At 44.1% G+C, this 16,943-nt stretch carries 8 protein-coding genes; 7 read left to right on the forward strand and 1 reads right to left on the reverse strand.

Features of this window, described 5'->3' with window-relative positions; genetic code table 11:
- Nucleotides 1-11 precede the first annotated feature (11 nt).
- From DDZ16_RS05395 to DDZ16_RS05430, 7 genes are all read left to right on the forward strand, one after another.
- The gene (locus tag DDZ16_RS05395) at nt 12-3,251 is read left to right on the forward strand and encodes a SusC/RagA family TonB-linked outer membrane protein (protein WP_109263417.1); all 3,240 of its coding nucleotides are present in this window, start codon (nt 12-14) and stop codon (nt 3,249-3,251) included.
- A gap of 18 nt (nt 3,252-3,269) precedes the next feature.
- On the forward strand, nt 3,270-4,766 hold the full coding sequence (locus DDZ16_RS05400) for a RagB/SusD family nutrient uptake outer membrane protein (RefSeq protein ID WP_109263418.1): 1,497 nt from the start codon (nt 3,270-3,272) through the stop codon (nt 4,764-4,766).
- Between the two features lie 102 nt (nt 4,767-4,868).
- On the forward strand, nt 4,869-6,488 hold the full coding sequence (locus DDZ16_RS05405; RefSeq protein ID WP_109263419.1) for a sialidase family protein: 1,620 nt from the start codon (nt 4,869-4,871) through the stop codon (nt 6,486-6,488).
- Between the two features lie 45 nt (nt 6,489-6,533).
- Nucleotides 6,534-8,594, forward strand: coding sequence for a family 20 glycosylhydrolase (locus tag DDZ16_RS05410; protein WP_232526560.1), 2,061 nt, complete (start codon nt 6,534-6,536; stop codon nt 8,592-8,594).
- A 144-nt stretch (nt 8,595-8,738) separates the two neighbouring features.
- Nucleotides 8,739-9,683: a dihydrodipicolinate synthase family protein gene (locus tag DDZ16_RS05415; protein WP_109263420.1), complete on the forward strand. Its 945-nt coding sequence runs from the start codon at nt 8,739-8,741 to the stop codon at nt 9,681-9,683.
- A 563-nt stretch (nt 9,684-10,246) separates the two neighbouring features.
- On the forward strand, nt 10,247-12,880 hold the full coding sequence (locus tag DDZ16_RS05425) for a sodium:solute symporter family transporter (protein ID WP_109263421.1): 2,634 nt from the start codon (nt 10,247-10,249) through the stop codon (nt 12,878-12,880).
- Nucleotides 12,881-13,156: 276 nt separating this feature from the next.
- Nucleotides 13,157-14,317, forward strand: a complete 1,161-nt coding sequence (locus tag DDZ16_RS05430) for an AGE family epimerase/isomerase (RefSeq protein WP_109263422.1) — start codon at nt 13,157-13,159, stop codon at nt 14,315-14,317.
- Nucleotides 14,318-14,740: 423 nt separating this feature from the next.
- Here DDZ16_RS05430 and DDZ16_RS05440 read toward each other — a convergent pair whose 3' ends face one another.
- On the reverse strand, nt 14,741-16,600 hold the full coding sequence (locus tag DDZ16_RS05440) for a right-handed parallel beta-helix repeat-containing protein (protein ID WP_109263424.1): 1,860 nt from the start codon (nt 16,598-16,600) through the stop codon (nt 14,741-14,743).
- Nucleotides 16,601-16,943 lie beyond the last annotated feature (343 nt).

Below are 16,943 nucleotides of genomic sequence, written 5' to 3' on the forward strand. Positions count from 1 at the left end.
AAAGGAAGTCTATGAAAACATTTAAATTGAGACTAAGATTTGTCTACTGTCTCTCGCTGTTACTGCTGACAGCAGGGACATTAAACGCGCAAACCAGCATTAGTGGGACAGTGCGCGACAGTGAAACCGGAGAAACCCTCCCCGGTGCAACGGTTACAGTAAAAGGAACAACTACCGGAACCATTACCGATATGGAGGGGAGTTATGAAATCTCCGCCGCGGAAGGAGAGGTACTCGTATTTTCTTTTATCGGATACCTCACCAAAGAGATTACGGTTACCGGCCAAACCAGCCTTGATGTTCAGCTGGTACCGGAAGTCAGAAAACTTGACGAAGTAGTGGTAGTGGGTTATGGCACCCAGACCAGAAGTCAGATGACCACCTCTGTTTCGAAACTGGATACCAAAGTTTTGGAAAGTGCTCCACGGTCCAATGCTGCAACGGCACTGCAGGGTACAGTTGCAGGCTTGAAAGTTACACAAAACACCGGTCAACCTGGGTCTACCCCAAGCATTACACTTCGCGGTGGAACGAGCTTTAGTGGAGGTGGTACTCCTTTGGTTCTAATTGATGGAGTCCCCGGATCATTCTATGCGCTTAACCCGGACGACATTGAGTCGATGGAAGTATTGAAAGATGCAGCCTCAACGGCCATTTACGGAGCACGTGCGGCCAACGGCGTTATTCTGGTGACCACTAAAAAAGGAAAAGCCGGTAAAACCAACATTACTTTTCGTTCTAAACTGACCACCAACGAACGACGTGAAGACCCTATGGAATACCTGAACGCAGCTGAGTATGTAAAGTATAACAGATTGGGGGTTAAACAGGCTCAGGATGTAATGGGGTATCCATGGCTGAACCAGTTCCTGACCGGAGCACATGCTGCAGGTACCGGAAACAACACCACAAATTCCATCTATACAACCATGATTTTATCTGATGAGAACCGATATCTATTGGATTACGAAGGTTGGCAAACGATGGAGGACCCTGTAAATCCGGGAACCATGCTCATTTTTCAGGAAAACCAGATGAATGAATTGATCTATCAGGATAGTTATTCACAGGACTACAGTGTGTCGATAGACGGAGGTAACGACCAGGGCACTTACTACCTGGGCCTTGGATACCTGGATGACAAAGGATTGGTAATAGGCAGTGGATTCAAGCGCTATTCAGGAAGTTTCAACGGATCCTATAAAATAACCGACAATCTGAAGATTAGTTCCAATATCATTTATGCACATTCCAATCTGGATCGGCCTTACGACAGCGACTACAACCTATTCCAAAGGACGTCCGGTCTGGCGCCTACTTCGAGAATCTACAACAATAATCCTGATGGAAGTCTGTCTGAAGAATACCAGCCCGGAACCTATCTCGGGTTCGGAAACCCGCTCTATTACAAGGATAAATTTATCAGAACGAACCTGGAACAACGGTTAACGGCCTCTGTTCAGGCAGACTATACATTCCTGACAAATTTTAAACTAACTCTCAGGGGAAGTCATTTCACCATCAACAACTCCAATGAAGCTTTCAATAAAGCTTACATGAATTCAGGTCGCCTAAACACAGACCGAACAGCGTCTGCATCTCATCAAAGAACGCTCAGAAATCAATTCACCGGGATGTTGAAGTACACAAATACCTTTGGTGAAAACCATAACATGAGTGCTTTGCTTGGAACCGAATACTTTAAAGAAAATGCTTTCAGTTTCAGTGCTGCCACCCGCCTCTCCCCTACCGATTTGATATACACCATGAATGTGGGATCAGAAGCTTCGGGAACACCTTCATCCTATAAAACGGGATATGAAATAAGCTCCGTTTTTGGACAGGTGAATTATGACTATGACTACAAATACCTGTTTGGATTTACCTTCCGGAGAGATGGCACCTCACGCCTGGGCAATAATAAATATGATTTCTTCCCGGGAGTATCCGTTGGTTGGAACATCCACAATGAAGAATTCTATAGTGATTCAAAAGTTTCGGAATATGTGAGCAAGATCAAACCCCGATTGAGCTATGGTGTAAATGGTAACATCGAAGTGCTTTCCAATTTTGGTGTCTTTGGAACTTATGCTTCAACATCGGTTTACGATACACAATCAGGATATGTTAACAACCAATTACCCCTTCTTGATCTGAAGTGGGAACGCTCAACAACCTTCAATGTTGGGTTGGACCTGGGATTATTCAGCGACCGCCTGACATTGATCGGAGACTATTTCGTAAGAGATGTAAAAGACAAACTGGCCGGTTTGACCTTGCCGCTTTGGACAGGTTTCTCATCCATCACCACCAACAACGGAACTTTGCGCAACAAAGGTCTGGAGCTTCAGGTGAACGGAGACATCATCAAAAACAATGACTGGAACTGGAATATGGGGCTTACCTATTACTCCGTGCGTAACTACGCCCATAAATTACCTGAAAATGGTGTAGAGAAAAACCGTCAGGGAGGTACAGAAATATATGACCCTGCCACAGGCGAATCTAAGTATGTTGGTGGATTACAGGAAGGTGAAAGAGTAGGCTATGATGTGATCACTGCATATGTTTTTGACGGCGTTTACAAAACACAGGCCGACATTGATGAACATGCTGATCGAACAGTAGAGTTTGCCACCAAACCTGACACACGTTTCCTGGGAGACACCCGATGGAAAGACCTGAACGGAGATAATGTTATCAATAACCTGGACCGGGTAGTTATTGGAAGAACCACACCCGATTTTGTCGGCGGCATTACATCTGATCTCTCTTACAAAAACTTCAATCTTTTCGTGAAAACCGACTTTGCTGTTGGGCACCACCTCATAAATGGCCGCCGTGTAAAAGGTATTTCTCAGACCCAGGGAAACCAGAACGGACCAGCTGAAATAGCTGACACCTGGAGCCCTGAAAATCCGGACTCCAACATTCCGATTTTCACATTGGTTGACCGGCAGAGAAACCACCTTGCAGCCGGCGGTGACCAGGGATCTATCAGCAGCAGTAGCTCACGTATGTGGGAAAAAGGAGATTATTTTGCGCTTCGTGAAGTAACCCTTAGCTACAACCTCGACGGGCAAATCGTTAATGACTTTTTCCAAAACATCAGGATTTATGTAACCGGTGCCAATCTCAAATACTTCAACAGTTTTTCAGGTAGTAGTCCGGAAGAAGCAGGGAATGGAATGGACATGGGACGATTCCCACTGCCTCGTACTTACACTCTGGGTATTAACGCAACTTTCTAACAAAAAAACCAATTAGAAATGAAGAAATTAAAATATATAGCAATATTCATTGCAGCCATGGTCATCAGTTCATGCGAGCTGGACATGCAGCCTGAAAGCGACCTCACCTACAATGGTTTCTGGGATTCAGAAGAAGCAGCAAGAGCTGCCCACGTAGGAATCTATTCAAGTTACCGGAACTATGCCTACACGTTTTGGCAAATGGGTGAACTCCGTTCAGATATATGGGGTGGAAATACGATAGAATCGCCATTTGGAATTGACCTCATTCAAAATAACATCAGCTCAACAATGGTGTACTTTGGTAATTGGGCCAATTTCTATGGACTTTTGCATTATATTAATGATTTTATCAAAAATGCGCCCAATGTTCCGTTTCAATATGAGGAAGACAAAAACCACATGCTTGGTCAGGTATATGGGCTACGGGCCCAGGTGTACTACACCATGTTAAAAGCATGGGGAGAAGTACCTGTTTCAACAGAGCCTCTTTTGGAAGTTAATCTGGAAGAGCTCAAAAAACCACGTGCACCCAAAGCAGAAGTCATGGTTCAGATCAAAAGTGACATTGAGAAATCACTCGAATACTTTGGAGATGACAACAGCATGTGGCAAGCTAAAAATGTTTATTGGTCAAAGGCTGCCACATTAGCTCTAAAAGGAGATGTTTATATCTGGTCAGGAAAAGTATTGGGAGGCGGAAACGCTGATTTTACTGAAGCAAAAAACGCTCTTCAACAAATTTCCGGCTTTAACCTGGTCGATTATCAGGCACTCTGGGGGCAAGACAACGAATTTAACAATGAATTCATTTTTGCCTTCGATTACCAGCAGGATCAGGCAGGAAACTTTTACAATTCCTTTACGGGACGTGCTGTTGATTTTGCCGGACTATACACAGAAACCGGAGCCCCGGCAGGAGAAATTGTGGTTAACGGAGCCAGCCGTTTTGGTCCTTCCGACAAGACCCTCCTTTTGCTAAACGATCAGCAGGATCAAAGGAATAACACCTTTGTTCGATTATATGACGATGGAGAAAACCATATCCCATTTGAGCCGGAAGAGCAAAGTTACAAAGGATCGCTACTCAACAAGTTTTTAGGAATTATTGGTGATGATGGCTCCAGAAAGAACTATAACAACATACCAATGTACCGTTACGCTGATGTACTTCTTTTACTCGCCGAAGCTAAAAACAACCTGGGAGAAGATCCCTCTGACGAGATCAACCAGGTAAGGGCAAGAGCTTATGGTGAGAACTATGATGCCAATGTTCACGGATATATAAATGGCACCCAAAGCCAAAACAGAATCGCCATTCTGGATGAACGATACAAAGAGTTTATCGGTGAAGGCAAAAGATGGTGGGATCTTGTGAGGGCTGGTGAAGGCATTGTATTTGATGAAATCGCCTTCCTCGATGCTTCCGAAGCTTATAAAATTTACTATTCCATTTCCGAAAGTATGCTTGCGAATGATCCGGAGCTGGAGCAAACAGAAGGCTATGGCCAATAACACCTGAATTTTCATTAAATTTAACCATACAGGTCGGCTCTCAAACATGAGAGCTGACCTGTATTACTCATTAATAAAATACTTTCACCAAAACGAAATGCCATGTTTAAAAATTTGATAGCTGCAAGCCTTTTCCTTTTGAGCGGATGCAATTCCAAAGATGCAACTTACGAATCAGTACCTAAAGGTGTTAACAACATACAGGTACAAACCCGGAATATCCCTTTGGTGGAAGAAAAAGCTACCAATAACCTGGTCAACATTACCATTATTCCTGATGCAGGAACCACAAAAGCGATCTCTACAGTTGAATTTCACTTTGATCAGGATCTTTCAGAAATCCTGGAAATGGCTTCCATTTCAAGAAGCACCCCAAATACTGACCAACCAGTCGAAATAGCCACGACTGAAACATTCAGTCCGGAAAAACTCAGAATTTCAATTCCTAACCTTTCCATCAAGGACACAACTACTCTTCACCTAAACCTCAAAGTATCCAATGCAATAGATCTTTCTTCAACCATTACTCTTGAGGAAATAAAAGTCACTTTCGATAACAAAGAGAATTACCAGGAAAAAATAAATGCCACCTTCCGCCCGGCCATTGAGGTACGTGCGGCCGGACAAGACAATTGCGACACTTACCGCATTCCGGGAATGGTAACCACCAACGAAGGTACTCTGATTGCCGTTTACGACAATCGCTATACCCGAAGCAAAGACCTTCAGGAACACATCGATGTGGGCATGAGCCGCAGCACGGATGGCGGCGAAACCTGGGAGCCTATGCAAGTAATAATGGATCGGGGCGAATGGGGCGGAAAACCCGAATACCTCAATGGCGTTGGCGACCCGGCAGTGTTGTACGATCCCAACACCCATACCATTTGGGTGGCAGCACTGTGGATGCATGGATTTGACCGCGATCAAATGGGCTGGTGGGTGTCGCAACCAGGCATGGAACCATCTCAAACGGGACAATTTTTATTGGTGAAAAGCACCGATGACGGCCAAACCTGGTCGGAGCCTATCAACATTACCCGGCAAATTAAAAATCCCGACTGGCAGTTATTGCTTCAGGGCCCCGGGCGAGGCATCACCATGAGTGATGGCACACTGGTATTCCCCGCTCAGTTTAAAGCTGATATTGGCAAAAAAGCCATGGACGGGGGACCGTTCACCAGCCATTCAACGATCATTTTCAGTAAAGATGAAGGAAAAACCTGGCAAATAGGCACCGGTGCTAAACCCAATACTACTGAGGCTCAGGTGGTGGAGTTAAGTGATGGCTCCCTGATGCTGAACATGCGGGACGACCGCAACCGTAAAATCAAAGATGAAACCAACGGACGTGCTGTAGCCGTTACCAATGACCTTGGGCAAACATGGACCCAACACCCAACCTCCAACTCTGCATTGATAGAACCTAATTGCATGGCCAGCATTATTGGTGACGATATTCCAGTCGACGGACACCAACAAAAAGTCCTGTTCTTTTCCAACCCCGCCAACAAATACAAAAGAGTGGATATGACCATAAAGGCAAGTCTGGATGAAGGAAAGAGCTGGCCTAAAGAAAACCAGGTTTTACTGAATGAGCAACAAGGCTTCGGCTATTCATGTATGACCATGATTGATGACCAACATGTAGGCATCTTGTATGAGGGAGTCAAAAACCTTTATTTTCAAAAGATTCCTGTGGATGAGATTCTAAATCCATAATCTCAACGTTTAAGCTTTTCATAAAAACGATTGAATTTCGCAATCATGCACGTAAGACTTCAGGCTCCAATGAAAAAGACATCTCAAATAAAGTGGGGGTTAATTTTACTCCTGATACTGGGATTTACCATCACGACGACAGCACAAAAAGAAAACGTCCCACATCTTCTGCCCATGCCACAACAAGTTGAATGGCATTCGGGAAATTGTCCGGCATCTTTCCGCTCGGTTTCAGGAGATGATGAAACGGGCCTGGTGGTGGAATGGTTGGATGCCATTGGACTGAAACAGAAAGAGGCTTCTCCTGTCACCATCCTTATTAACAAGGTTGGTGACATTAGAGAGGCCACCGTAAACAAGAATGAAGCCTACCGGCTCAACATCCAGGATAATTCAATAACCATTGATGCTGTAACAAATCAAGGCATCTACCGCGCCATTCAAACGCTGCGTCAACTTATCGTCTCTGATCATCAGCAACCTGTAATAAAAGCATCTACTATAACCGACTGGCCTGCGTTCCGCATCAGAGGTTTTATGCACGACACCGGCAGAGGTTTTATCCCTTTTGATGAGCTGAAAAAACAAATTGAACTTTTGGCCCGCTTCAAGATCAATGTATTTCACTGGCACCTGACCGAAGATATTGGCTGGCGTCTGGAAAGCAAGGTATTTCCTCAACTTACCGACAGCTCTAACTTTGAAAGATTACCCGGAAAATACTACACCATTGACCAGGCCCGGGAACTGGTCGATTTCTGTAAAAAACACCACGTTCTGTTAATTCCGGAAATAGACATGCCCGGCCATAGTGCTGCCTTTACACGTGCCATTGGGCATGACATGCAGTCTGAAAAAGGGATGGAAAAGCTCAAGGTGCTGATGGATGAAATCTGCGAGGTATTTGCCGAATTACCATACATTCACATTGGTACCGACGAGGTACGCTTCACCAATCCGGACTTTGTTCCTGAAATGGTCAGCTACATCCGAGACAAAGGGAAAAAAGTAATCAGTTGGAATCCCGGATGGCATTACCAATCTGACGAAATTGACATGATTCAGATGTGGAGTTCACGGGGAGAGCTACTGCCCGGTACCCCTGCCATCGATTCCCGACTACATTACATCAACCATTTTGACTCTTTTGCCGACATAGTCGCCCTTTACCACAGCAATGTCGCCGGGGTAAAAGAAGGAACCCCTGATGTGGCCGGAGCAATTATTGCGCTTTGGAACGACAGACATGTGGAATCAACAGAAGACATTCTTTCTCAAAACGGGTTTTATCCTTCCATGCTCACACTTGCAGAATCAACATGGAAAGGCGGAAGGGAAAAATACTTTTACGAACGTGGCACCTTGATAAAGCCTGATGAGAAAACTGATTATCCGTCGTTTACCAACTTTGAAACCCGGATGCTTCATTTTAAGCAAGAGGCATTTGCAGCCGAGCCTTTCGCTTACGTCAAACAATCCAATGTAAAATGGCGGATAACCGAGCCATTCCCCAACGGAGGCGATCTTACAAAAACTTTCCCGCCAGAGAAGAAAATCAAAAAAAAATACCGTTGGAAAAAAGACATTTACGAAACCTCCCTTGCAACAGGTGCAGGCATTTACCTGAGACATGTCTGGGGAACACTGGTCCCTTCTTTTTATGAAAATCCGCAACCCAATCATACCGCCTATGCCTATACCTGGATTTACTCACCGGAACAACAGGAAGCCGGGTTACATTTGCGGTTTCAGAACTACAGCCGCTCAGAGAAAGACATTCCCCCACCACAGGGCAAATGGGATTTCAACGAGAGCAAAGCCTGGCTGAATGGCAACGAAATATCTCCACCCAACTGGGAGAACCAACACCGGGAAAGAACGTCAGAAATCTCCCTGCGCAACGAGAACTGGGAGGGTAACGCTCCCATCCCGGTCACTCTGCAAAAAGGCTGGAATAAATTATTGCTAAAATTGCCTGTAGGCGAATTTACCTCCGATGAGGTAAGACTGGTAAAGTGGATGTTCAATGCTGTACTTGTTACCCCTGACGGAGGTGAAGCATTGGAGGGCATCATTTATTCTCCGGACAAAAAACTGAAACGTTGAGGCATAAACGCATCCCTTTTCAAAAGGCAATATTGTAAATGAGAACGGAATACCCGTATCCACCTTTAAACTCGTAATCCAATGTAAAGACAACATTAACCAGAAGAATTAAAATATTTTAGAAACTGATATAACAGAACCGATATGAATCCAAAGAAATTTGAAGGCCTGGTGGCAGCACCTTTTACACCCATGCACCCTGACGGTGAATTGAATCTTGAATTAATTGAAGACTACTACACCTTACTCAAAAACAACCAAATTTCCGGAGCTTTCATCAACGGGAGCACTGGCGAGGGCGTTTCAACAACCATGGCCGAAAAAAAGGCCGTTACCAAAGCCTGGGCAGAACAGGCTGCAAAAAGTCCGGGTGTTCGCATCATCAATCTGGTGGGTGGTACCTGTCTCAAAGATTGTATTGAGTTGGCCCAGTTCTCACAGGAGCAAAAAGTGGATGCCATTGCCGTTCTGGCACCTTTCTATTTTAAGCCGCCATCGGTCATACAATTGGCTGAATTTATTGCCGGTATAGCCAAAGAGGTTCCGGAAATGCCTGTCTACTTCTACCATATCCCTGTTCTTACAGGCGTTAACTTTCCAATGAAAGAACTCCTGACAGAGATGGATGAGAAAGTCCCGAACTTTGCAGGCATCAAATACACACATGTGGATTTCATGGACTTCTTAAGCTGCCTGAATCACCGCAACGGCCATTACGATTTGCTGTGGGGCCGTGATGAAAACTTCCTGGCAGCTTTGTCTCTCGGCGCCAAAGGAGGCGTTGGAAGCACCTACAATTATGCCGCACCACTTTATCATGCTCTTATCGGCAAGTTTCAGGAGGGGAATCTTCAAAAGGCCGGAGAACTTCAACAGAAAGCCATCCATATGATTGAGCTGCTGGGCAAATACGGAGGTATTGCCACAGGCAAGGCTTATATGAAATACATTGGATTGAATTGCGGAGAATTCAGACCCCCGGTTGCCAATATGAGTGACGCCGATTTCCGGAAATTCACCCTAGAAGTAAAATCGCTGCAAATGGAAGAACTCTTTTCTAAAAGCAGCCCATTAGCAACCTCTAAATAGAAGTTACTAAAAAGTGCTTATTGAATACATCAATGAGCAACGGCAAAAAGTATAAGAATATTATATAATCTAACCTAACAGCCTTGAAACCAAAAAATTTTAATGTTTTGTCTAAAAGAATGATTCCAAAAGGCTACAAATATTAGTATTCAAATGGTGCGCTGGCCAGTCCGTTTTCCGGGCCGGCGGCTTGCGAAAAGTCAAAATGGGGGACTTTTAAGGCCTTGCGCAAGGGCCGGAATTTTTGACTTTTGCGGGGTGATAGGTTTAAACGGACTAGACTTTTTTCGTTTTGGGGCAATGCCAAAAAGAACATTGAAGAAAAAGAGGCTATTGACCTTTACAACAGATCGTTAGTCTCGATGCTTCGGGATAGATATCAGATTTAAGATAAATCTTATAATAATGAAAACCTGCACATTAACACAAAATCCTTTTAAAACACAAACAACTGAATCACTGAATATTGCAAAAACTTTAAGGACTATTGACCTTTACAGAAGGCCCTAAATATTATCTTGAATATCTAGTCCCGAAATAGCGTTACACAAAAAGCTCAAATTATGACCATAAAAAAAATATCAATAATTCTCCTGATCCTCCTGTCCGCTCTCCTGCCGGTTAATTCACAAAATGTGAACATTACCAGGCAAGAGAACATCGGTGCTCTGAATCTTAAGAATCATACACCTCTGGAAGAAGGCTTATCCGGATATTTCGGCGGCATTCACAACAACCGGCTCATCATTGCCGGGGGTAGTAATTTTGCCAATGGAAAGCCCTGGGAAAACGGAGAAAAGCAGATCTACAACCACATAATTACCGGTACTGTTTCTGAGAATTCGGTCGACTGGCAGATAAGCCCGACAAAGCTACCGGCTAAGTTGACCGATGGCGCCTCTGTCACTACTCCTGAAGGCGTTGTTTGTTCGGGCGGTACCGGACCGGAAGGAATTTCTGATAAAGCATTCCTGCTGAATTTCTCTCAGAATGAGATCACCATCCAAAATCTGCCATCGTTGCCTTTTCCGGTTAAAGGCCATGATATGGCATTAATTGGCAACACGGTGTACCTCACAGGAGGCGAAGCTCCCCATGGTCCTTCACGGAATACACTTTCACTGAACCTCACCAACAAATCAGAAGGCTGGCTACAATTGGCAGACATGCCGGAAGCTATTACAGGAATGGTTTTGGAGGCACAAAGCAACGGCAAAGAAACAGCGTTATTTGCCATTGGGGGGAGATTAAGAATGCCTGAAGATTCGGTCACTTCTTTCAAGAACTCAGTATTGGTCTACTCTCCCACTCACAATACGTGGACTGAAAAAGGGAAAATCCGTCCCAAAGGATTTGAACACCCTCTAAATCTTGCCGTGGCTGCAGGAGCACCCGCCGGAGCCTCGCACATCATTGTAGTGGGAGGCGATCCCGGCACTCAGTACAACAAAATAGAAGAAGCCATCAACAAAATGGCTCAAAACCCTGATGCTAAAATTCAAAGAGACAGTCTTTGGATCAACCATCCGGGTTTCAACAGCCACATTCTGGTTTACAATACCATTACCGACAAATGGTTTGCCACTGATCAATGGGAAGGTCCGGCACCAGTCATGGCCAAAATGATTCCCTGGAACAACCGCTACATCATACCCATGGGTGAGGTAAGTCCCGGCATCCGCACCGCGGAAATCAAGTCGCTGGAAATCGCTTCCGATCCGGTGTTTGGTTGGATCAACTATCTGGTTTTAGGTCTCTATTTTGCAGGCATGCTTTACCTGGGATTCTATTTCGTAAAGAAAGACGGGGATGTGGATGACTACTTCAAAGCAGGAGGCCGGATTCCCTGGTGGGCTGCAGGCATAAGTATTTTTGCCACAACGCTGAGTGCCATCACATTTATTTCCATTCCGGCCAAAGCCTATGCTACCGACTGGCACATGCTGGTATTTCAGTTTTGCATTATTCTGATTGCTCCGTTTGTCATCCGTTATTTTCTGCCATTTTTCAGGCGTTTCAATTTGTCAACGGCCTATCAGTATCTGGAACTGCGCTTCAACAGCACATTGAAATGGCTGGCCTCTGCCCTTTTCATTCTGTTCATGGTGACAAGAATTGCGGTAGTGCTTTATCTTCCCTCACTGGCCCTCAATGCTGTCACTGGATTTGATATCTACCTGTCCATCATTTTGATGGGGGTTGTAACAATCATCTACTGCACTTCAGGCGGTATTGAAGCCGTTGTATGGGGAGATGTTATTCAGGGTATAATTCTGATGGGAGGAGCAGTTGTGGCTTTCATATTTATGATCACCGGCATAGACGGAGGCATCTCGGGTTTTACCGAAATTGTCATCAGTCATGAAAAAATGCACATCTTCGATTTCAGTCTGGACATCTCAAAGCCTGTCTTTTGGGTTGTATTGATTGGCGGCCTGGCCAACACTCTCATTCTTTATACCAGTGACCAATCCGTTGTCCAACGCTACATGACCACCAAAGATGAGAAATCCACAGGCAGAAGTATCTGGCTCAACGGGATCATCAGCATCCCTGTTTCTATTACCTTTTTTCTTTTGGGAACAGGACTTTTTGCCTTCTATTACTCCAATCCGGAGAAACTGGCTGCTACGAATCCCAATATTGACTCGGTATTTCCACAATTCATTGTTGGAGAGTTGCCAGCTGGTATGGCAGGCTTGCTGATCTCAGCGATCTTTGCTGCAGCGATGTCTACCCTTTCCTCCAATATCAACTCTGTGGCGTCGGTATTTACATCCGACTTTTACATGTCTATTGCTAAAAAAGCCACCCAGAAGAAGAATATGATGGTAGCCAGAGTTTCCAGCATTGTGATCGGAATTCTGGGGATAGGCATGGCCCTGGTACTGGCCACCTGGAGCATAGAGTCATTGTGGGATCAGTTTAATACCTTTCTGGGCTTGCTCACAAGCGGAATTGGCGCCCTGTTCCTGATGGGTATTTTTTCCAAACGAATATCACCCCGGGCAGCACTTGGTGGTTTAATAGGAGGCTTGGTCACAACGTTATTGGTAAAACAAATGACCGATGTGTCATTCCTTCTCTATGGAGCCATTGGACTCTTGGCAAGTCTGGCCATTGCATTTTTGTTGAGCTTTATATTCCCAAATAAAAAAGACATTAACCGGCTGACGTATCATACACTGATAAAATAGGATCAATAAACGTGACAAATAAACCACATAAGGTACAGAAGATTTTAATCATCGCTAGTCCCGCATTCATCGGGACGAAACTTATCAGGGCACTTCGAATAAATTGGAAAAGATAATCCCCTGGTTATTTGCCCTTTCAGGGCGAAACTGACCCCATAGTGATTCCTTCCCCCCAAGGCGTTGCCATTGGGCTAGTCTCAAGTGCCCTTACAGGGCGGATTCTTCTGATTTATGAAAATAATAAAAGAAATCAGTTACAACCAAAACCGTTAAAAAATGGATTTTAAACAATTAAGCAAACAATATAAAAACGAGTTGTTAGAGAATGTCGTTCCCTTTTGGTTAAGCCAATCTCAGGATCATGAATTTGGGGGCTATTTCACCTGTCTCGACCGGGAAGGGAAAGTCTATGACACCGACAAATTCATCTGGCTTCAGGCACGGGAAGTATGGCTTTTTTCAATGCTTTACAACAAAGTGGAGCAGAAAAAAGAGTGGCTTGAGTGTGCCCGTCAGGGAGGAGAATTCCTAAAAGAATACGGACACGACGGAAATTACAACTGGTATTTCAGCTTTACCCGCGAAGGTCAACCACTTATTCAGCCCTACAACATCTTTTCGTACACTTTTGCTGCCATGGCCTTTGCCCAACTGGGTCTGGCCACCGGTAATGATGAGTATTCGGCCATTGCCAAACACACCTACGACCGTATAATTGAGAAACAGGACAATCCCAAAGGTCGATACAACAAGGCAGTTCCTGGAACACGAGAGCTCAAAAACTTTGCACTGCCCATGATCATGTGCAACCTCAACCTTGAGATGGAGCATATTCTGGGTCATGAATATGTGGAGCAATCGGGCACCAAACTCATCAATGAGGTAATGAATACTTTTTACAGGCCTGAACTGGGGCTTATAGTAGAAAATGTCAATGCAGATGGCAGCTTCTCAGACACCTTTGACGGACGGCTGCTCAATCCGGGACATGCCATAGAGGCCATGTGGTTTATCATGGATCTGGCTGAAAGAATGAACAAAAAAGACATTATTCAGAAGGCTCATCAAATCACGCTTCAAACTCTCGAGCAAGGGTGGGATAAGGAACATGGCGGTATCTTCTACTTTATGGATGCAAAAAACCACCCTCCCCAGCAGTTGGAATGGGACCAAAAACTCTGGTGGGTGCATCTGGAAACGCTCATCTCACTGCTGAAGAGTTACCGTCTGACAGGTTCACAGGAAAGTCTGGATTGGTTTGAGAAAGTCCACCAATACACCTGGACGCATTTTAAAGATGCCCAATTCCCGGAGTGGTTTGGCTACCTCAACCGTCAGGGAGAAGTTTCCCTGAACCTGAAAGGAGGAAAATGGAAAGGATGCTTTCATGTGCCAAGGGGGTTATATCAATGTTGGAAGGAGTTGGAAAAGTTTTAGAAATATAAAAACCGCACTATAGGTTTACCTTTGCCGGGGGCTTTGGTTCAAAACATCAAAAGCCCCCTTTTTTCTTCCCCTAAACTTTAGTAATGACAGGACAAGTAATTCAAAATCCCGCCAGCTGAGGGCAATCATCAATATTAAAGCACCATTGATCACGTTTTCTGAACACTCCCCACTTTTCAGTATGCTCCCCTCCCCGTCATACCTGATTCGTAACAGCTCCGTACCAGGGTCGCGTCTGATTTGTTTTCCAGACACAACAAACCCATTCTAAAGTCTGCTTAAATTCAATTATAATCGAATTTAATTAGACTTTAATACGACTTTACTATGACTTTAAATTGACTTTGTAGTGAGGGTGCCACGACTCTGTCACGAATCAGGTACGAACCAGGTTTGGATAATTTAGAGTCAAAGCTACTCATTGCCCGTCAGGCGAAGCGCTTCTTCTCCTGACAACTCTACCCGGATATCTTCTTCAGGATTGAGCCCCTCTTCAAACTCATTACCTTCAATAAGGACATTATTGACTTTCTCGAAAAAGAACAGGTGTTCATTCCAGTGAAAAGGCTCAAAGTCGTTGTTATAGGTAATGGTGTTGTTCCTAAACTCCAGTCCATCGGTAGATTTGGCATACAACACGGGCCTGTCAAACATTTCAAAAGTGTTATTTTCTATGACAATGCCAGAGTGAAAGAACTTTTCCTGATCCTTAAGATTGGGAATTTCAGGATAAATAGAAATTACCGCATTCGTAAACTGATAATTGGCAGTGAGAGAATTTACAAATCTGTTGTTCCTGATTACAACTTCAGTGCAGGCCCCGGTCTCGTACCAACCATTGCAATCGCCACAAAGCAAAATGGCTGTACCATGTGTATGGTCAAAAAGATTGTTTTCGCACACGACCTTTTTGGGCGTACTGAATAAAGTGCCCCTTGCCCGGTTATTACGTATCGTATTATCGGAAAACACGACCTCCGGAGTCCAGGTAAGATTCTCAACCCCAAATTCACCTTCTCCGGAAATCTCCCGGGGTAAAACATCATTAAATTCTATCTCAAATTTTTTGGCTCCAAAATAAGTAGGGCGATCAAGGGCCTTAATTGCTTTAATAGTATTTATATGGTGGGCCACCAACTCCATCTTTTCGGATTCCACAAACTGAACGCTGTCACCCGGCTCTCCCCATTTAAAACCCCAGGCCTGGGGATGCATATAACGGACATGCAGCTTTTTATCTCCCAATCTCTTTAATACCTTTAAATATGTACCGTGTACATTTATCGCATCATCTGCCATGCCTTCATAAAGTCCGTTTTTTGAAACGATGGTTCCTTTGCATGCTGAAAAATGAGTGGCATCGGCCTGAGTCGTGAAATATCTCGGATCATCTTCTCCTTTCAGACAAACATTAAACCCATCCAGTGTGATGTTTTCACTCATCTGTGCCAGCAGCCCCATCCCTTCTGCGTAATGGACCGTCACATTTTCAAGAACACTGTTTTTACTCTCATTCAGAAATATTCCCGGTGTAGGACGCTCATAGGTGCGCAATACAAATCTTTCTCCGGGAGTTGTATATTTTACTTGTCCCCATCCCTTTAACATAAAAGTATCAGGAGCTAGTTCCGTCACCGATTCTGGATTAAAGCTTACGTCTCCACGCATATAAGTCAATCGCTTGTCCTCTCTGAAAGCCATCGAAGTGAATGGATGATATTCATAGCCTTCTCCCAGCACCACTAGCTTATGGTTATCCACCCGGTAATTTCCTCCGGGATAAATAGAAGCCTTAATCTCATCATTCTCCTGATTTACCTCCAGTATCTCGAGCTGTCTTAATGCTGGTATTTCAAAGTCAACTGAAAAGTTCCTCAACGTAATGTTTTCGCAATCCGATAAAGCAAAAGGAATCATCCTCCCGTGAAAGACAAATGCAGAGCCCTGCCCGTCAATTGTCACATTCTTTAGATCTTCCAGAGCAAAGGCAACTTTTTTGGGGTTCACCTGGTCATGGTTAGAAATATAATATTCCCGAACAAAGGCACTGTCTACATAAAAATCATATCTTTCTTCAGAAAACGTAATGGTGACCCTCTCTTCACTATTTTTGGTCTTAAGGTAATCGATAAGCTTCCTGACAGCAACTGAGGCATTTCCATTTTGTTCCGAATGGTTGTAGAACTTATCAAAAGAGATGGTTGACTGTTTTTGACGACAACCTGATCCAGCTGCAGCAAACAGGAGGACAAAAAGAAGATGAATTGCTTTCATGAATTTTTCACTTTATCAAATAAGACTTCCATGAATTTAAAGTCAAAGATACTAATAAAAACAGATCAACTCTAATAAAAACAACAGAAATAAAAGATAATTGACTTACCCGGCTCCAGCCAGGTTTTCTAACGCGTGTGAGAGGCTCACCAACTCATAATATCCCGCCTATCAAGAAGATGCATTACTTCAAATGAGCCATAGAGGTCTGATGGATTTTCAGGTTTATGGTTATTATAAACCGCACCCCACTCTTTTCCCATTTTTTAATAAAAGTCCTGTGTCTTTAAATATTTTTTTGTAATTTTATTCTCTAAACAAGAGCATTTCTCTTTCTGGCTGT

It is taken from the genome of Marinilabilia rubra (assembly GCF_003121985.1).
Classification (GTDB): Bacteria; Bacteroidota; Bacteroidia; order Bacteroidales; family Marinilabiliaceae; genus Marinilabilia; species Marinilabilia rubra.